The following is a 17,416-nucleotide window of genomic DNA, read 5'->3' as shown; positions in this document are numbered from 1 at the left end:
GTAACGGCGATTAGCGAATAGCTCTACTCGCTATTCTCTCTCACTTCGCCAAAGCCGTCGACACCCGCGTGCGGATCATATCGGAGATGACCTTGGCGTCGCGAATCTCGCCGTCGCGCGCGGCGCGCACATTGGCGAGACGATTGCTGAAACGGTCGTAGCTGGCGACGCCGAAAGCGACGCCTTTGGTGATCACAGTCTCGTCGGCGATGTTGATGAGCCTATATTCGGCGTCGACGATCACCGTCGCCGATGTCGCGCGGCCGGTGACAGTGTCAAGGATCGGCGTCTGCACGCGCTCCTTCAGCTCGACCTTGAGCCGATAGCGCGGCGGAACCTCCGAGCCCGTGCCGTTCAAGGCGAAGATCAGCTCGTTGCGGACGTAATGCCCGACGCGGTCGGGAATGGGATCGACCGCGACCGCCTGCAGCTCCGCCGTGAGCGGGGCGTCGGTTCCGATGGGGCCATAGAGCGGCTGCACCGTGCAGGCCGAGAGCGCCAGAGCGGCAAAGACAGCCGGGCCACCGCTGGAAAGGGCGCGCCACACCCTCCCCTTCAGGGGGAGGGTCGGACCGCGAAGCGGTCCGGGGTGGGGTCGCTCCCGAGACTCGGGCGTCACCCCCTCCCGCTCGCCTGCGGCGATCGACCTCCCCCCTCCAGGGGGAGGTGGAAACGCCTCTTCACCCGAGGCCCCGGACAGGAGAGCACGTCGCCGTTCAAACGACCACATTGACGATCCTCTTGGGAACGAGAATGAATTTCTTCAACGGCTTGCCTTCCATGGCGCGCAGCACGGCCTCCTGCGTCAGCGCCTCCTCGCGGATCGTCGCCTCATCGGCGTCATGGGCCACGAGAATCTCCGCGCGCTTCTTGCCGTTCACCTGCACCGGCAAGCTTATCATGTCCTGCGCGACGAGAGTAGGATCGGCCTCAGGCCAGGGCGCCAGCGAGACGATCTCGGAATGGCCGAGATCGCTCCAGCATTCTTCCGCCACATGCGGCGTCATCGGCGCGATCAGCTGCACGAACACATCCGCCGCCTCGCGGAAAGCGAAGGCGAGATCGGCGGAGACCGGAACCGTCTCCACCTTGTCGAGCGCGGCGGTCAGCTCATTGGCGTATTCGCGAATGCGGGCGATCGCCGTGTTGAAGCGCAGACGCTCGATATTGTCGCCGACGGCGGCGATGGTGCGATGCGTCGCCTTGCGCACATCGAGCGCCGCGGCGCCGAACTCGGCCGGCGCGCTGGCGCCGACGGGCGCCGCGGCATTGGCCAGCTCGCCAGCGAGGCGATAAACGCGCTGCACGAAGCGCCAGGCGCCCTGCACGCCCTCCTCCGTCCATACGACATCGCGGTCGGGCGGCGAATCGGAGAGCACGAAGAGCCGCGCGGTGTCGGCGCCATAGCTGGCGATAATGTCGTCTGGGTCGACCGTATTGCGCTTCGACTTGGACATTTTCTCGATCGCGCCGATCGCGACCTCCTCGCCCCCCTCGATGAGGAAGGCGCGACGGCCCTTGTCGCCGGTCTCGAAACGCAGCTCGCTGGGCGCGACCCATTTGCCGGAGGCGGCGCGATAGGTCTCATGCACCACCATGCCCTGGGTGAAGAGGCCGGCGAAGGGCTCGGCGACGCCGCCATGGCCGGTGTCGCGAATGGCGCGCGAGAAGAAGCGCGAATAGAGCAGATGCAGAATCGCGTGCTCAATGCCGCCGATATATTGATCCACCGGCAGCCAGCGTGAGAGCTGCTCCGGCGCGGCGGGCGCCGACTCATTGTGCGGATCGGTGAAGCGCGCGTAATACCAGGACGAATCGACGAAAGTGTCCATCGTGTCGGTTTCGCGCCGCGCGGCGGCTCCGCATTTCGGACAGGCGACATTCTTCCATGTCGGATGATGGTCGAGCGGATTGCCCGGCTTGTCGAAGGTCACATCCTCCGGCAGCTTCACGGGAAGATCGGCGTCCGGCACGGGCACGACGCCGCAATCCGGGCAATGGATAATGGGGATCGGACAGCCCCAATAGCGCTGCCGCGAAATGCCCCAATCGCGCAGCTTGTAATTGATCTTGCGCTCGCCCTGCGGACGGCCGTGCAGCTGCGCGGTCTCGAGGCGCTTGGCGACCTCCTCCTTCGCCTCGGCGACGGTGAGCCCGTCGAGGAAGCGCGAATTGACGAGCCGCCCCTCGCCGTCGAAAGCCGTCTCACTGACGATGAGAGTCGCAGGATCGACGCCCTCCGGGCAGACGACCGGCGTCGCGCCGAGGCCGTAAGCATTGGCGAAATCGAGATCGCGCTGGTCATGCGCCGGGCAACCGAAGATCGCGCCCGTGCCGTAATCCATCAGGATGAAATTGGCGACATAGACGGGCAGCACCCAAGAGGGATCGAAGGGATGCACGACGCGCAGGCCCGTGTCATAGCCCTTCTTCTCGGCGGTCTCGATCGCCGCCACCGACGTGCCGATATGGCGGCACTCTTCCGCAAAGGCGGCGAGCGCCGGGTCGCTGGAAGCCGCGGCGCGGGCAACCGGATGGTCCGGCGCCAGCGCGACGAATTTCGCGCCGAACAAAGTGTCCGGCCGCGTGGTGAAGACCTCGATCTCGCCTGTCGGATCGCCGGCGATGGCGAAGCGCGCCAGCAGCCCTTCCGAGCGGCCGATCCAATTGCGCTGCATCAGCCGCACCTTCTCCGGCCAGCGATCGAGCGTGTCCAACGAGGTGAGAAGATCGTCGGCGTATTTGCCGATGCGCAGGAACCATTGCGTCAGCTCGCGCTGCTCCACCAGCGCGCCAGAGCGCCAGCCACGGCCCTCCACCACCTGCTCATTGGCGAGCACCGTATGGTCGACCGGATCCCAATTCACCTTGGACTGCTTGCGATCGACGAGGCCGCCGGCGAGGAAATCCAGGAACAGCTTCTGCTGATGCTTGTAATAGGCCGGATCGCAAGTGGCGATCTCGCGCGACCAGTCGAGCGACAGCCCCATGGATTTGAGCTGCGTCCGCATCGAGGCGATATTGGCGTAGGTCCAGGTCGCCGGATGCGAGCCGCTCTGCTGGGCGGCGTTCTCCGCCGGCAGGCCGAAAGCGTCCCAACCCATGGGATGCAGCACGTCGAAGCCCATGGCGCGCTTATAGCGGGCGATGACGTCGCCCATGGAGTAGTTGCGCACATGGCCGACATGAATGCGCCCCGACGGATAGGGGAACATTTCGAGCACGTAATATTTCGGCTTCGCCGCATCCCCGGAGGTGAAAACCTGCCGCTCGTCCCAAATCTTTCGCCATTTGGGCTCGGCCGCGGCGAAGTCGTAGCGTTCTGGTCTCATGGGTCCGAGCGGTCCTGATCGAATTGTGGAGTTTCGCCTGTAATGCCGGGCGGGGCGGGGCTTGTCAAAGGCGCCTCTCGCCGGGAAGCAGGGCGCGTGCTATATCCGGGCCATGTCGGCGCAAGTGCTCTTCAACCCCCTCGCCTATATCGACCGTCTCACCCGCGGCGGCTTCTCGCCCGAGCAGGCGCGCGCCTCCGCCGAGGCGTTGGAGACGGCTTTCTCCGAGAGCGTGGCCACAAAGGCGGACGTCGGGGATGTTCGGCACGACATGGAATTGCTGAAGCGCGACCTCGCCGAGGTGGAAGGACGGCTAAAGCTGGAAATCTCTCAGTCCAAGACGGATATTCTCCGGTGGGTGTTCGGCTTCAATCTGGTTCTCATCGGCGCTATTTTCACTATTTTGAAATTCGTCCGCTGAGGCCGAAACTCCCATGACCGTCGTCGATCGGCTGAACGCCGCCAAGGACGCCATCTCCACTCGCGCCCGCGATTGCGGCCGCGATCCGGCCGAGATCACCCTCGTCTGCGTCACCAAGACCTTTCCGGCCGAGGCGGCGGTTCCGCTGCTCGAGGCCGGGCATCGCGTCTATGGGGAGAACAAAGTGCAGGAGGCGCGCGCCAAATGGGGCGAGCTGCGCCAGCGCTTTTCCGGCGTCGAGCTGCATCTCATCGGCCCGCTGCAATCCAATAAGACGCGCGAGGCGGTCGAGACCTTCGACGTCATAGAAAGCGTCGACCGCCCCAAGATCGCCGAGGCCCTCGCCGAAGAAATGCGCCGCCAGGGCAAGCGCTTGCGCCTGCTCGTGCAGGTCAACACCGGCGCCGAGCCGCAAAAGGCCGGCGTCTTGCCGCAGGAGGCCGACGCCTTCATCGCGGAGTGCCGCGAGAAGCATGGGCTGGAGATCGCCGGGCTGATGTGCGTTCCGCCGGTCGGCGAGCAGGCCTCGCCGCATTTCGCCCTGCTCGCCGAGATCGCCGCCCGCAACGGGCTGAAAGAGCTTTCCATGGGCATGAGCTCGGATTACGAGCTCGCCATTCAGCTGGGCGCCACGCATGTCCGCATCGGCTCGGCCATTATGGGCGAGCGCGACTATTCGAAGCCTTAATCGACGACAATGCGGACGCCGGCGGCGAGACGCGGCAGCAGCCGCGCCATATCGCGCGCCCGCAGCGCCACGCAGCCCGCGGTCGGCCCCAGCGTCTGCGTCGCTATATGGAAGAAAATGGCGCTGCCGCGCCCCAGCACGCGCGGACGGATATTGTAGTCGAGCACGCCGACGACGTCATAGAGCCGATCCGCCCGCCAGAGCCGCTCATGACTGAGCGGCGTTTTCCCGCGCAAGGGACGATTATAGAGAAAGGACCGCGCATCGTCGCACCAGAGATCGTCCGGGCGAACGAAACGCGCTGCGACGGAGCGGGGCTTTTCCGCCCGGCCGCGTCGCAGATAGATAGAGAGCAGCGTGAAGCTCCCGGCCGGCGTCGCGCCATCGCCCTCGCGCTTGCGGCGCGTAATCCCAGAGCGGCCGAGCGCGCAGGCAAGGACGAGATCGCCGGCGATCAGCCGACCCTCATGTGGGCGGCCGCCGATCCGCCGCGCGACCCTCAGCATCGACACGCCGCCGTGATGGCGGGAAGCCCCCTGCGTCATGAACCTCCTCCGTCGCCGCGCGCGCCTTGAATGGCGCTCGTCCTTGGCCGATCATGGGCGCGAGAACCCAGTCCCGGAAGCGCCAATGACGGAAGCGCCGACGCCGCGCAAGCGCAACATATTGCTCCTCGCCGGCGCGGGATTACGCGCTTCTCTCACGGAGCAGCTCGCCCGCTATCCCGAATTCGCGGTCGCGCCCGCCGCTTCCGCGCAGGAGGCGACGCGCCTCTTGGCCGAGGGCGGCTGTGACATAGTGCTCGCCGAGGCAGAGATCGGCGAGGCCTTCGCCCGCGCGGCGAGCCAGCGCTTCCATGGTCCGGTGCTTCTCATCGGCGCGCCGAGCATCCCCGACGCCTGCGACTATATCGCGCGGCCGTTTCGTTTCGCCCATCTTCTCGCACGGCTGCGGGCGACGGACGAGCGCGAGCCGCCCATTGTCGCGATCGGCGACTTCCGCTACCGGCCCGGCGCCTTCGAGCTGACCGACGCCGCGCAAAGGCGCCTGCCGCTCACCGAGAAGGAGGCCGAGATATTGACGCGCCTCGCCGCGGCGCGCGGCGCGGTAGTGACGAAAGACATGTTGCTGCGCGAGGTTTGGGGCTATCATCCCACAGTGACGACGCGCACGCTGGAGACGCATGTCAGCCGGCTGCGCCGCAAGATCGAAACCGACCCCGCCGAGGCCCGCCTTCTTCTCACCGAAAAGAACGGCTATCGGCTGGTCTTCTCCCCCGCGCGCTGACCGCGCGGCGAGACGCCCCGAGGAAAGCAGCCGGGACATGGCTCTCGACGACGATATCGCCAATCTGAGGCGCATTCCTCTGTTCGAGGATTTCGAGGTCGAGGCGCTGCGCCTTCTGACCTTCAGCGCCGAGACGAAATTGCTGCGCGCCGGCGACGCGCTGTTCCGCCGCGGCGAGCCTTCCGACGGCGGCTATATTCTGACCAATGGCTCCATCGCGCTGGAGAAGCACGATGACGGACGCCCCGCCGCTAAAGTGCTGCGGCCCTTCGCGCTGATCGGCGAGACAGCGCTGATCACCGAGACGACGCGCCCGGTCACGGCCATAGCGCGCGAGCCGGCGACCATCCTCAAGATCACCCGCGCGCTCTTCCTGCGCATATTGGAGGAGTTCCCCACCACGGCGACGCGCGTGCGCGCCCGCGTCGCCACGCGCCTGACGCAGCTGGCGCAGGAGCTGAAATTCGAGGCTTGAGCCGGCCGCTGCGAAAAAATCTGTCTCGTGTGTCGTCGTAAGGAGGAGAAAATGCAAAATCCGTTGAAATCCGGCGTTTTCGCCGCGATCGGCGTGACGATCTCCCTCGTTCTGCTGTCTCCGGACGATGCGCTCGCCGGCGTCACCAGCGTCGCGAGCAAATCGGTCGTCTCGCCGCCGTCCGCAGTCGAGGCGGCGCATTACAGCAGCCGCCAGCATCGTCACTATGTGCGCTACGCGAATCATCGTCGGCCGATTCGCCGGCACCATGCGCTGCGCTACTACCGCTATGGCTATGATCCCGCGGCCGCGGTGATCACCTCGGCGGCCGCCGGCGTCATCGCCGCCGGAGCCTATTCGCCCTACTACGCCTATCCCTACGGCGGCTATGGCTATGGCTATGGCTATCGCTATCCCTCTTACGGCTATGGATGGGGCGGCGGGCCGGTCGTCTATGGCGGCGGCTGGGGCTATCGCCCTCGTTACGGCGGCTGGGGCGGCGGCGTCCATCATGTCGGCGGATGGGGCGGCGGATGGGGCCATGGCGGCTTCCACCACGGCGGATTCGGTCATGGCGGCTTTGGTCATGGCGGCTTCGGTCATGGCGGATGGGGCGGCGGCGGCTTCCATCATGGCGGCTTCGGCGGGGGCTTCCATGGCGGCGGCTTCCATCATCGCTGACCGGCGCCGCTGACGGCGAGGCGGCGACGCCTCGCCTTTTCGTTCGTTTTGTCGCATTCCCGCGGCAGGCTCCCTCGCTATTCTCGAAAGCGATTCGGCGAGGCCCGCGCCCGCCGAGGAAAAGCGAAACGAAACGAAAGAGAGAGAAATGGCGTCAGACCAGGAGAGCGACGCGCCCGTCGCCGGGCGCTTCGCCGAGCACGAAGCCCGCGCCGCCGTCCTCGCCGAGCTGCATGCGCGGCCTTTCCTGCCGATCACGCTGCCGCAGCGCGTCTATCATTTCGCCTTCGCCACCAATGAGGAGGAGGCGCGCGCCGACCGCGCCGCCCTCGCCGATCTCTGCCGCGCCCATATGCTGGTTCCGCGCCCCGGAGACGCCAAATTCCAGCGCCTCTCGATCGGCGATTGGCGGCTGCGCTGGGAGCAGCATACGGAGTTCACCACATACACTTGGTCGACAGACAAGGACTCCGGCGAGCCCTTCACCCATCCCGATCCGCTCGGGACCGGGGAAATCGCCTTTCGCGCGCCGGGCCGGCTGATCGTCGCCACCCATCTCTGCGCGCTCGAGAGCGGCCATTCGCACGAGCCCTATGTGGGGCTGTTCAACTCGCAGAGCCTCTGCGTGATCCGCGCCGCCAAGGGCGCGGCCCATGTGATGACCGATTTCGCGGTCGATCCTTTCGGCTTCACGCGACTTTTGGTGAAGGAGAGCGCCATTGGCGCGCTGGAGACGGGACGGCTGATCCAGCGTGTGCTGGAGATCGAGACCTATCGGACGATGGCGCTGCTCGGCCTGCCGGAGGCGCGCAGCGCCGGGCCGGAGCTGCGCGCCATGGAGCGCGAGATCTCCGACATCACCCAGGCGCTGAGCCAGACGCAGGACATGCGCACCAGCCGCGAGCTGCTGAAGCGCCTGAGCGATCTTCTGGCGCAGAGCGAGGCGCTGTCGACGCGCACGGCCTTTCGCTTCGGCGCGAGCCGCGCCTATCACGCCATCGTCAAGAACCGCCTCAACCTCCTGCAGGAGGCGAAGGAGAGCCAATATACGACCATATCGGCCTTCTTCAGCGCGCGGCTCGATCCGGCGATCGAGACCTGCAACGCCTTTGAAACGAGGCAGGCGCGCCTCGCCCGCCAGGTGGAGCGCGCCACCGATCTGATGCGCACCGGCATCACCTTCGAGATGGAGCAGCAGAACCGCGACCTGCTCGACGATATGAACCGCCGAGCGCGCTTGCAGATGCGTCTGCAAAAGCTGGTCGGCGGCCTCTCCATCGCGGCCCTCAGTTATTATGTCGCCGGCCTCTCGCTCTATTTCTTCAAGGGCATGAAGGACGCCGGCGCCCTGCCCTTCGGCTTCACCGGCGAGGAAGCGGCGGCCGCCGCCATGCCCTTCGTCATTTTCGGCGCCTGGGCCTTCTGGCAGCGCGTGAAGCGCCTCTCCGCCAAGGCGCAGGAAGAAGAGAAGGTGAGCTGACGCGCGTCAACGCTTCGGCCATTCCCAGCGCGGCCGGAAGGCCTCGCCGGCGAGGCGCGTCTCGCCGAAATCCTTGGTCAGCTCGATCGCGCGCGAGTCCGGCTCGCTTACGAGCAGATCGGCCAGCTCGCGGCAATGCGTCACCACGACGATTTGCGATCGCTGCGCCGCGGCGGCGATGAGCCGCGCCAGGGCGGGAATGAGATCGGGATGCAGGCTCGCCTCGGGCTCGTCCAGCGCCAGCAACTCGGGCGGGCGGGGCGTCAGCAGCGCCGCCACCAGCATCAGATAGCGCAAGGTTCCATCGGAAAGCTCCGCCGCTTTCAACGGCCGCAGCAGCCCATGCTGGCGCATGGAGAGCTCGAACCAGCCGTCGCGCGTCTCGATTTCTATGGCGGCGCCGGGAAAAGCGTCGTCCACGGCCCGCGCGAGCCCCGCCTCATCGCCGATTTCGAGAATGGTCTGCAACGCTGCGGCGATATCCGCGCCGTCGTCGGCGAGGATGGGCGTATGCGTGCCGACCTGCGGCCTTCGGCAGGGCGCCTCAACATCGGTCCGCAGGCAATCATAGAAGCGCCAGGACTGCAGCTTTCGGCGCACGGAAATCATCTCCGGCGCGGCGCGCGGATCGGAAAATTCCGTCATCATGCTCTCGAAATCCGCGATCGGCGTCGGGATAACGCGCCAAGCGCCGCTGTCGTCCACGGCGCGCAGCCCCGGCCCATGGCGATCGACCAGCAGGGCGGAAGGGCGGAACAAAGGCCCGGACCAGACGCATTCGCGCTTGATCGCCGGATCGAGCAGAAAGGCCGATGTGCTGAGGCCGGGCGGCGGGAAGCCGAGATCGACGGCGTAGGAGAGATCGGCGGCGCCGAAGCCGAGCCGCAAATGCACCGACCTCTTGCGCACCAGCCCTTGCACCGGATGGCTGCCGGCGCGCACCGCCCGACCGATCTGCTCCGGCCCGGCCCAGAGGGTGGACTGAATGCCGCCCTCCCGCGCCAGAGAACTCACCAGCCGGCCGCGGGCTGTGTCGGCGAGAAGGCGCAAAGCACGGTAGAGGCTGGACTTTCCGCTACCGTTGGCGCCCGTCACGACATTGAGCCGCGCGAGCGGAAGGGTGAGATCCCTCAGCGAGCGATAGCCGGAGACCGCGAGGATCTCGAGCATTGCGCGATCCTCACGTCAGCCGCTCGTCAGAGCGAGCGCGTAAAGCGCAGCACGCCGCCCTTGGCGCCCTTGAGAATGAGGTCGGAGCCCTGCAGGTCCCAGAAGGGGCCGGACAGCATCACCTGCCAGAAATCGCGCTCGATCGCCTGCAGCGCCGGATCGCATTTGGCGTCGGCGACGGCGGGCATGGCCTTGGGTCCGAGCCGATTGCCGCCGACGACGAAAACGCCGGACCATGACTTGCAGCCCGAAAAACCCGTGCCGCGCATCGTCGTGTCGATGCGAATCCAAATGTCGGCCGGCGGCGCCTTGCCGTTTATGTCCTTGAGATTGAAAATATAATTATGCGGGAACGGCTTGTAGTTCGGCGGCGGCTCCTGCGCGGTCGCCTCCTGCTGATCCTTCTCCTTTTGCGCCGGCTTGCCCTTGGCCAGCGCGGGGCCGCAGGCGGCGAGGCCGACCAGAAGCACGGTCAGAAATCGTCTCATCCTTCGATCCTTGTTGAGAGCGACTCTCGAGCGAATCGCATCAGGAGAATGGCGCGCGTCTTGTGGTTTTTTTCCGAACGGAAAAGCGCCGGAAAAACTCCGACGCGCGCGGGCGAGAAGCGGAAACGCGCCCTCACAACATGCTGGGCAGAACGCGATCGGGCGGGCGGTGCCCGTCCATGAAAGTCTTGATGTTGATGATGACTTTCTCGCCCATGTCGACGCGGCCCTCATTGGTGGCCGAGCCCATATGCGGCAGCAGCGTGACCTTGCCGGCCTTGGCGAGCTTGACGAGCTTGGGCGAGACGGCCGGCTCATGCTCGAAGACGTCGAGGCCGGCGCCGGAAATCTCCTCCGCCTCCAGCATGCGGATCAGCGCATTCTCGTCCACGATCTCGCCGCGGGCGGTGTTCACGATGATGGCGTGCGGGCGCAGCTGCTTCAGCCGCCGGGCCGAGAGCAGATGATAGGTCGCCGGCGTATGCGGGCAGTGGATCGACAGAATGTCGATGCGCGCCAGCATCTGGTCCAGCGATTCCCAATAGGTCGCCTCGAGCTGATCCTCGATCTCGACCGGCAGGCGGCGGCGATTGTGATAATGGATGGAGAGGCCGAAAGCGCTGGCGCGGCGGGCCAGCGCCTGGCCGATGCGGCCCATGCCGACAATGCCGAGGCGCTTACCGGTGATGCGATGGCCGAGCATCCAAGTGGGCGACCAGCCGCCCCAGGAGCCGTCCGGAATCGTGCGGGCTCCCTCGACGAGGCGGCGCGCCACGGCCAGGATGAGGCCCATTGTGAGATCGGCCGTGTCCTCGGTGAGGACGCCGGGCGTATTGGTGACGGTGATGGAGCGGCGCAGCGCCGAGGCGACGTCTATGTGGTCGACGCCATTGCCGAAATTGGCGATGAGCTTCAACTGGTCGCCGGCCTGGCCGATGAGGCCGGAATCGATGCGGTCGGTGATCGTCGGCACCAGCACATCCGCCGTGCGGACGGCCTCGACGAGCTCCTCATGGGTCGCCGGCCGGTCGCTCACATTGAGGCGCGTGTCGAAAAGCTCGCACATGCGGGTTTCGATCACCTCGGGGAGCCGACGTGTCACCACGACGAGCGGCTTCTTTTTCGCCATCTTCCCCTTCGTCCTCCCGCCTCGCGCGACTAAGCTCTCCGGCGCGCCCGCAGGCACGTTCCGCCGGATCGAGCCTTCGGAGCGGTTTCAACGTCTCTTCAACCAGGTCTTAACGACGATGGATGAAAAGAGCTTTTCGCCGCCCGCGCCCCTTTCCCATCGGACTTCCTAGCAGATGGCGGGACAAAGACAAGACGAGGCGTCGTTCGCAACTGCGAAGGGCGCGCTCCGGGAGAAGAGTAGAAATGGACGCAAAGCCCCTTTTGAGCCGACGCACGGCCGCCGCGATCCGCCTCGCCGTCGATCTGCTCGCCGTCTTGACGCTGCTCGCCATCGCGCCGGCGAGCGCCGACGCGCAGCAGCAGGTCGGCTCGGCGTCCGGCCTTCCCTTGCCGCGTTATGTCAGCCTCAAATCGGACCGCGTCAATCTGCACGAGGGACCGAGCAAGGAGCATCCGACGCTCTGGGTCTTCGAGCGCGCCGGCCTGCCGGTTGAAATCACCGCCGAATTCGAGACCTGGCGAAAAATTCGCGATTCGGAGGGAACCGAGGGCTGGGTGCTGCATTCGCTGCTCTCCGGCCGCCGCACCGCCCTCGTCGCACCCTGGAAGAAAGAGCCGGTCCTCGCCTACGCCAGCGATCATGCGACGGCGGTGGCGAAACTCTCGCCCGGCGTCGTCGCCAGCCTACGCCGCTGCGACGGAGCCTGGTGCCGCGTCTCTGGTGAGGGTTTCGACGCTTATGTGAAGCAGGAGGGCCTTTGGGGCGTCTATCCGGGGGAGAAGATCGAGTGAGGCTTGTCGCTCCGATCAGGCCGACTCGGATGGGCGATTTCTACCTCCCCCACGAGGGGCGCACATCCTCCTCGCCACCGCGACGTCATGGCCGGGCTTGTCCCGGCCATCCACGCCGTCACGTCGAGGCGTCTTAGAAGCTTGGTGTGACGCCGAAGCTCCGGCGGCGCCCGACGTGGGATGAAATCCGTCGAGGGCGGGCCGCTTTCCTTTGGTTTCTCAGCTGATTGGCGTGGATGGCCGGGACGAGCCCGGCCATGACGGCCGCAGCGTCTCGCGATGTGCGAATCCGACCGTCAGCCCTCGTCCTTGCACAGGCGGACCACCACATCGACGCGGGCGATTCTCATGCCCGGCGGCGGCGCCGGCAGGCTGGCGACGTCGACATGGGCGCCGGGGATATCGACGAGCCCCTCGCCCTCGACCAGGAAATGATGATGCTCCGACACATTGGTGTCGAAATAGACGCGCGCGCCGTCCACCGCGATCTCGCGCAGCAGGCCGACATCGGTGAATTGATGCAGCGTGTTGTAGACGGTGGCGAGCGAGACCGGCAGATCGGCGGCCAGCGCCTCCTCGAAGAGCTTCTCGGCCGTCACATGGCGATCGCCCTTGCCGAACAGCAGCCCGCCCAGCGCCACGCGCTGACGCGTCGGCCGCATGCCGGCCGCCATCAAGCGGCTGCGCAGCCGCCGCATGGCGTCGCTCGGCGCCCGCTCGGAGGTTTCGATCGTGAATTGCTCGACCGTCATTCGCCCGTGCTTCCCGCCCCGCATCTTGTCTCTTTCGTTACAATAGGGAAGCTCGGCGGCAGAGACAATCTTTTCCTCCGCGGGCCGCTGTGGACCGATGAAAGCGCTCTTGAAAGCGCTCTTGGAGCCGCGCGCCCCCTTTGACCCGGCCGGCGCCTATGTTAACGAATGCGGCTTCCGGCCCACGACGCGGCCGGAAATCGTCACGTCAGAGACGCAAGAAGGAACATCATGAGCGAACGGCGCTCGTCTTTCGGATATGAGGATCTGCTCGCCTGCGCGCGGGAAGAGCTTTTCGGCCCGGGCAACGCCCAGCTTCCGCTGCCGCCCATGCTCATGTTCGACCGAATCACGGAAATTTTCGAAGAGGGCGGCGCCCATGGCAAAGGCTATGTGCGCGCCGAGCTCGACATCAATCCGAGCCTCTGGTTCTTCGACTGCCATTTCAAGGGCAATCCGGTGATGCCGGGGTGCCTCGGAGTCGATTCGCTGTGGCAGCTCACCGGCTTTTTTCTGGGCTGGCTGGATCTGCCCGGCCGCGGCATGGCGCTCGGCGTCGGCGAGGTGAAATTCAGCGGCCAGGTGCGGCCGCACAATAAGCTCGTCCGCTACGGCGTCGATTTCAAGCGCGTGTTCAAATCCAAGCTCGTCCTCGGCATCGCCGACGGCTGGGTGGAGGTGGACGGCGAACGTATTTACGAAGCGAAAGACCTGAAGGTCGGTCTCGCCAAGCCCGAAGCCGCGTGACGGCCTGACGGAACGCCGATCGAGGGCGCGCGAGACAATCGCCAAATCCAGACGGGACAGACAAAGAGCCCGCCGGCGCGAGGGAGTTCGGACATGAGAAGAGTGGTCGTGACCGGCATGGGCGTCGTTTCGTCCATCGGCAACAATACGCAGGAAGTCGTCGCCTCTCTGCATGAGGCGAAGTCGGGCATCGTCAAGGCGGACAAATATGCCGAGCTCGGCTTCCGCTGCCAGGTGCATGGCGCGCCGACTCTCGACCCGTCGACGATCCTCGACCGCCGCGCCATGCGCTTCCACGCCATGGGCACGGCCTGGAATCATGTCGCCATGGATCAGGCGATCCTCGACTCCGGCCTCGCGCCGGACGAGATCTCCAATGAGCGCACCGGCATCATCATGGGCTCGGGCGGCCCTTCGACCAAAGTGGTCGTCGAATCCGCCGATATCGCCCGCACCAAGGGACCCAAGAAGGTCGGCCCCTTCGCCGTGCCCAAGGCCATGTCCTCCACCGCCTCGGCGACGCTCGCCACCTGGTTCAAGATCAAAGGCGTGAACTATTCCATCTCCTCGGCCTGCGCGACGTCGAATCATTGCGTCGGCAACGCCTATGAGATGATCCAATGGGGCAAGCAGGACATTATGTTCGCCGGCGGCTGCGAGGAGCTCGAATGGGAGCTCTCCGTGCTGTTCGACGCCATGGGCGCCATGTCCTCCTCCTATAACGACCGCCCGGCCACGGCCTCGCGCGCCTATGACAAGAACCGCGACGGCTTCGTCATTGCCGGCGGCGCCGGCGTGCTGGTGCTGGAGGAATATGAGCGGGCCAAGGCGCGCGGCGCGAAAATCTACGCCGAGATCGCCGGCTATGGCGCGACCTCGGACGGCCATGACATGGTCGCCCCTTCCGGCGAAGGCGCGATGCGTTGCATGCGCCAGGCGCTCGCTGGCGTGAAGACGCCGATCGACTACATCAATCCGCACGCCACCTCGACGCCCGTCGGCGATCAGAAAGAGATCGAGGCGATCCGCGAGGTCTTCGGCCGCGGCGACAAATGCCCGCCGATCTCGGCGACGAAATCGCTGACCGGCCATTCGCTCGGCGCGACCGGCGTGCAGGAGGCGATCTATTCGCTGCTGATGATGCAGAACGGCTTTATCTGCGAGAGCGCCAATATCGAGGAGCTCGATCCCGAATTCGCCGATATGCCGATCCTGCGCCAGCGGCGCGACAATGTCGCTCTGCGCGCCGTGCTCTCCAACTCCTTCGGTTTCGGCGGCACCAATGCGTCGCTGGTGTTCAAGCACCCCGACGCCTGACGAGAATAGGACCAATCAAAGATGACGGTTTCAACGGGCCTCATGCAGGGCAAACGCGGCCTTGTCATGGGAGTCGCGAATGATCATTCCATCGCCTATGGCATAGCGCGAGCGCTGGCGCGGCACGGCGCCTCGCTCGCCTTCACCTATCAGGGCGAGGCGCTCGGCAAGCGCGTCCGCCCGATCGCCGAGGAGCTCGGCTCCAATCTGGTGATCCCCTGCGATGTGGAAGATATCGCGTCCCTCGATTCCGTCTTCGCGCGGCTGCAGGAGGAATGGGGCGAGCTGGATTTTCTGGTCCATTCGCTCGCCTATTCCGACAAGAGCGAGCTGAAAGGCCTCTACGCCGACACATCGCGCGAGAATTTCATCCGCACCATGGTCATCTCCTGCTTCTCCTTCACCGAGGCGGCGAAACGCGCCGCGGCGATGATGAAGAATGGTGGGACCATGCTGACCGTCTCCTTCGGCGGCGGCACGCATGTGATGCCCAATTATAACGTCATGGGCGTCGCCAAGGCGGCGCTCGATTCCTCCGTGCGCTATCTCGCGGCCGATTATGGCGCGCGCGGCATTCGCGTGAACGCCATCTCGCCCGGCCCTGTCCGCACCATGGCCGGCGCCGGCATCACCGGCGCGCGCGCGATGGGCGCCTTCCAAAAGGCGCATGCGCCTTTGCGCCGCATGATCACGCTGGACGAGATCGGCGGCTCGGCGCTCTATTTCCTGTCGGAGCTGTCGGGCGGCGTGACCGGCGAGATTCACGTCGTCGACGCCGGCTACAACATCATGCTGCAGCCGCGCCCCGAAGATTTGAACGGCGGCGCCGCATCGGCGGATTAGGCTCGCGCCCTTCGCTCGCCTTGACGCTGGCGGCGATCACCGAGAGCCGCGCCAGCTCGACCAGCGTGCCGATATTGGCCTTGGCCATGATATTGGCGCGGTGCAGCTCCACCGCGCGCAATTCGAGGCCGAGCCCTTCCGCTATGTCGCGGCTCGGCCGGCCTTTGGCGACGCCGGCCAGCACGCGCCGCTCATCCTCGCTCAGCCCGCCGAATCGCGCGAGCGCGGCGCGAGTCTCGGCGTCGATGTCGCCCTCGCCGCGCCGCGCCGCCAGCGCGCGCCGCACGGAGGCGAGCAGCGCCTCGTCGTCGAAGGGCTTTTCCAAAAGATCGCTGGCGCCGGCCGCCATCGCCTCCACCGCGAGAGAAGCCCCGGCGCAAGCGGTGATGATGACGACGGGAGGCGTCGCCCCGGAGGCGCGCAGGCGCCGCGTCAGCTCGACGCCGGACATATCCGGCAGCCGCATATCGGCGACGATGCAGCCCGTTGTCTTCGGCCCCGCCTCGGCGAGACATTCCTCCGCCGCGCGATAGGCGCGCGAGCGAAAGCCTCGCGAGCGGAACATCAGCGTCAGCGCGTCGCGGATCGCCGGATCATCGTCCACGAGGTGCACGAGCGGCGCTGGTCTCATAGGCTGGCCCTTTCCGCGAGAGGAAGTGTGAAGCTGAAAATCGCGCCGCCGCGCGGATTGGGCTCGGCCCAAATGCGTCCGCCATGCGCCTCGACAATCGAGCGGGAAATCGAAAGCCCTATGCCCATTCCGCTCACCTTGCTGCTGCGGAAGGGCTGAAACAGCGCGCCGGCGCCGTCCTTCAGACCATGGCCAGTGTCGGCCACGTCGAGCCGCGCATAGCCGTCGGCGGCGGAGGTGGAGAGCGACAGCTCGCGCCGCGGCGCGCCCTCCATCGCCTCGACGGCGTTGCGCATGAGATTGACGATGACCTGCTGGATCTGCACGCGATCGGCGAGAACCTCGTCATTCTCGGCCTTGGCGGCGACGCTGATCTGCGCGCCGACCTGGCGAGCGCTGGCGACGCCCAGCGATTTCGCCTCCTCGACCAGAGCGCTGAGGCTCTGAACCGTCTTCACCGATTCGCCGCGGGTGACGAACTCGCGCAAGCGGCGCACGATATCGCCGGCGCGCATCGCCTGCGCCCCGGCCTTGTCGAGAATATCCTCGACCTCGCCGCTCTGCTTGGGTTTACGCTGCAACAGCCAGCGCGCGGTGCGGACATAGGTGGCGATGGCGGAAAAGGGCTGGTTGATCTCATGCGCAAGCGCGGCGGCCAGTTCGCCCATTGCGGCGAGCCGCCCGGCATAGGCGAGCTCCGAGCGCAGCTCGCAGAGCAGCGCCTCGGCGGCGCGCTCCTCGGTGAGATCGCGAATCACGGCGATGCGTTGGCGAACGGGGCCGCGCGTCTCATTGACGGCGAGCGAGATCGGGAAGGTCGAGCCGTCGTCGCGGCGAGCGAGACCATCCGACCGCCGCTCCCCCGCCACGATACGGCTCTGGGGCAGCAGAAGCGCGGCCTCCCGGCCGAGCAGCGCCTCGGCGGAGCAGTGAAACAGCGCGCCCGCGGCGCCATTGACGCCGACCACCACGCCCTTGTGGTCGATCGACAAGACAGCGTCCGACAGACATGCGAGGACGGCCTCCAGCCGCGCCGCCTCGGCATGGCGCAAATCGTCCCCGCTCCCCGCGGCGCGGCGCGAAGGCCGCGTCGACGCAGAAGTCTCTCGGAGCTCGGCGTGCGAATCGCTCGACGATCGGTCCATCGGCGAGTTCCCTCGAAACCTATTCGCTCTCGAAAA

General features: G+C 66.2%; 19 protein-coding genes. 10 read left to right on the top strand and 9 right to left on the bottom strand.

Annotation, left to right across the window (positions count from 1 at the left end):
* Positions 1-40: 40 nt before the first annotated feature.
* Entirely contained in the window at positions 41-547 is a 507-nt protein-coding gene (lptE, locus tag EDE12_RS05380) for an LPS assembly lipoprotein LptE (protein WP_026599446.1), read from the bottom strand.
* A gap of 169 nt (positions 548-716) precedes the next feature.
* Positions 717-3,332, bottom strand: coding sequence for a leucine--tRNA ligase (gene leuS, locus EDE12_RS05375; protein WP_024881163.1), 2,616 nt, complete (start codon positions 3,330-3,332; stop codon positions 717-719).
* Positions 3,333-3,456: 124 nt separating this feature from the next.
* Between leuS and EDE12_RS05370 the strand changes: the two genes are divergently transcribed.
* Both EDE12_RS05370 and EDE12_RS05365 read left to right on the top strand, forming a co-directional pair.
* Positions 3,457-3,753: a hypothetical protein gene (locus tag EDE12_RS05370; RefSeq protein WP_134187997.1), complete on the top strand. Its 297-nt coding sequence runs from the start codon at positions 3,457-3,459 to the stop codon at positions 3,751-3,753.
* A 13-nt stretch (positions 3,754-3,766) separates the two neighbouring features.
* Positions 3,767-4,441, top strand: a complete 675-nt coding sequence (locus EDE12_RS05365; protein ID WP_024881165.1) for a YggS family pyridoxal phosphate-dependent enzyme — start codon at positions 3,767-3,769, stop codon at positions 4,439-4,441.
* Here the strand turns inward: EDE12_RS05365 and EDE12_RS05360 are convergent.
* A complete protein-coding gene (locus EDE12_RS05360) occupies positions 4,438-4,986 on the bottom strand; it encodes a L,D-transpeptidase family protein (RefSeq protein ID WP_024881166.1) in 549 nt (182 codons plus the stop codon). The genes EDE12_RS05365 and EDE12_RS05360 overlap by 4 nt on opposite strands.
* A gap of 85 nt (positions 4,987-5,071) precedes the next feature.
* On the opposite strand from EDE12_RS05360, the gene EDE12_RS05355 reads away from it, so the two are divergent.
* The 4 genes from EDE12_RS05355 to EDE12_RS05340 all read left to right on the top strand — a co-directional run bounded on the left by EDE12_RS05355 (position 5,072) and on the right by EDE12_RS05340 (position 8,364).
* Entirely contained in the window at positions 5,072-5,728 is a 657-nt protein-coding gene (locus tag EDE12_RS05355) for a response regulator transcription factor (RefSeq protein ID WP_026599447.1), read from the top strand.
* 37 nt (positions 5,729-5,765) lie between these two features.
* Positions 5,766-6,203: a cyclic nucleotide-binding domain-containing protein gene (locus EDE12_RS05350; RefSeq protein WP_026599448.1), complete on the top strand. Its 438-nt coding sequence runs from the start codon at positions 5,766-5,768 to the stop codon at positions 6,201-6,203.
* A 51-nt stretch (positions 6,204-6,254) separates the two neighbouring features.
* Positions 6,255-6,884, top strand: a complete 630-nt coding sequence (locus tag EDE12_RS22075; protein ID WP_198029888.1) for a hypothetical protein — start codon at positions 6,255-6,257, stop codon at positions 6,882-6,884.
* A gap of 148 nt (positions 6,885-7,032) precedes the next feature.
* Positions 7,033-8,364 carry a DUF3422 domain-containing protein gene (locus tag EDE12_RS05340; RefSeq protein WP_026599450.1) on the top strand — a complete coding sequence of 444 codons (1,332 nt, stop codon included), beginning with the start codon at positions 7,033-7,035 and terminating at the stop codon, positions 8,362-8,364.
* A 6-nt stretch (positions 8,365-8,370) separates the two neighbouring features.
* Here the strand turns inward: EDE12_RS05340 and EDE12_RS05335 are convergent, their stop codons facing one another.
* The 3 genes from EDE12_RS05335 to EDE12_RS05325 all read right to left on the bottom strand — a co-directional run bounded on the left by EDE12_RS05335 (position 8,371) and on the right by EDE12_RS05325 (position 11,151).
* Positions 8,371-9,534, bottom strand: a complete 1,164-nt coding sequence (locus EDE12_RS05335) for an AAA family ATPase (RefSeq protein ID WP_026599451.1) — start codon at positions 9,532-9,534, stop codon at positions 8,371-8,373.
* Between the two features lie 26 nt (positions 9,535-9,560).
* On the bottom strand, positions 9,561-10,022 hold the full coding sequence (locus EDE12_RS05330) for an META domain-containing protein (RefSeq protein WP_024881172.1): 462 nt from the start codon (positions 10,020-10,022) through the stop codon (positions 9,561-9,563).
* Between the two features lie 133 nt (positions 10,023-10,155).
* Positions 10,156-11,151 carry a D-glycerate dehydrogenase gene (locus EDE12_RS05325; protein ID WP_018267880.1) on the bottom strand — a complete coding sequence of 332 codons (996 nt, stop codon included), beginning with the start codon at positions 11,149-11,151 and terminating at the stop codon, positions 10,156-10,158.
* 245 nt (positions 11,152-11,396) lie between these two features.
* On the opposite strand from EDE12_RS05325, the gene EDE12_RS05320 reads away from it, so the two are divergent.
* Complete coding sequence (locus EDE12_RS05320; RefSeq protein ID WP_051592567.1) at positions 11,397-11,945, top strand: SH3 domain-containing protein; 549 nt, start codon at positions 11,397-11,399, stop codon at positions 11,943-11,945.
* A 296-nt stretch (positions 11,946-12,241) separates the two neighbouring features.
* Here EDE12_RS05320 and irrA read toward each other — a convergent pair whose 3' ends face one another.
* On the bottom strand, positions 12,242-12,643 hold the full coding sequence (gene irrA, locus EDE12_RS05315; protein WP_051592680.1) for an iron response transcriptional regulator IrrA: 402 nt from the start codon (positions 12,641-12,643) through the stop codon (positions 12,242-12,244).
* A 285-nt stretch (positions 12,644-12,928) separates the two neighbouring features.
* Between irrA and fabA the strand changes: the two genes are divergently transcribed.
* The 3 genes from fabA to fabI all read left to right on the top strand — a co-directional run bounded on the left by fabA (position 12,929) and on the right by fabI (position 15,604).
* Positions 12,929-13,444: a 3-hydroxyacyl-[acyl-carrier-protein] dehydratase FabA gene (fabA, locus tag EDE12_RS05310; RefSeq protein WP_018267877.1), complete on the top strand. Its 516-nt coding sequence runs from the start codon at positions 12,929-12,931 to the stop codon at positions 13,442-13,444.
* Between the two features lie 93 nt (positions 13,445-13,537).
* Entirely contained in the window at positions 13,538-14,761 is a 1,224-nt protein-coding gene (fabB, locus tag EDE12_RS05305; protein ID WP_026599453.1) for a beta-ketoacyl-ACP synthase I, read from the top strand.
* Positions 14,762-14,782: 21 nt separating this feature from the next.
* Positions 14,783-15,604, top strand: coding sequence for an enoyl-ACP reductase FabI (gene fabI / locus EDE12_RS05300; protein WP_024881178.1), 822 nt, complete (start codon positions 14,783-14,785; stop codon positions 15,602-15,604).
* Here the strand turns inward: fabI and EDE12_RS05295 are convergent.
* Both EDE12_RS05295 and EDE12_RS05290 read right to left on the bottom strand, forming a co-directional pair.
* Positions 15,549-16,235 (bottom strand): response regulator, encoded by a 687-nt coding sequence (locus tag EDE12_RS05295; protein ID WP_024881179.1) that lies wholly within the window; start codon positions 16,233-16,235, stop codon positions 15,549-15,551. The genes fabI and EDE12_RS05295 overlap by 56 nt on opposite strands.
* The gene (locus EDE12_RS05290; protein ID WP_245275810.1) at positions 16,232-17,287 is read right to left on the bottom strand and encodes an ATP-binding protein; all 1,056 of its coding nucleotides are present in this window, start codon (positions 17,285-17,287) and stop codon (positions 16,232-16,234) included. The genes EDE12_RS05295 and EDE12_RS05290 overlap by 4 nt, the downstream gene beginning before the upstream one ends.
* Positions 17,288-17,416 lie beyond the last annotated feature (129 nt).

The organism is Methylosinus sp. sav-2 (genome assembly GCF_004366495.1).
Lineage (GTDB): Bacteria > Pseudomonadota > Alphaproteobacteria > Rhizobiales > Beijerinckiaceae > Methylosinus.
The sequence above is the reverse complement of the archived record's forward strand: the minus strand, read 5'-3'. Positions and strand labels throughout refer to the sequence as shown.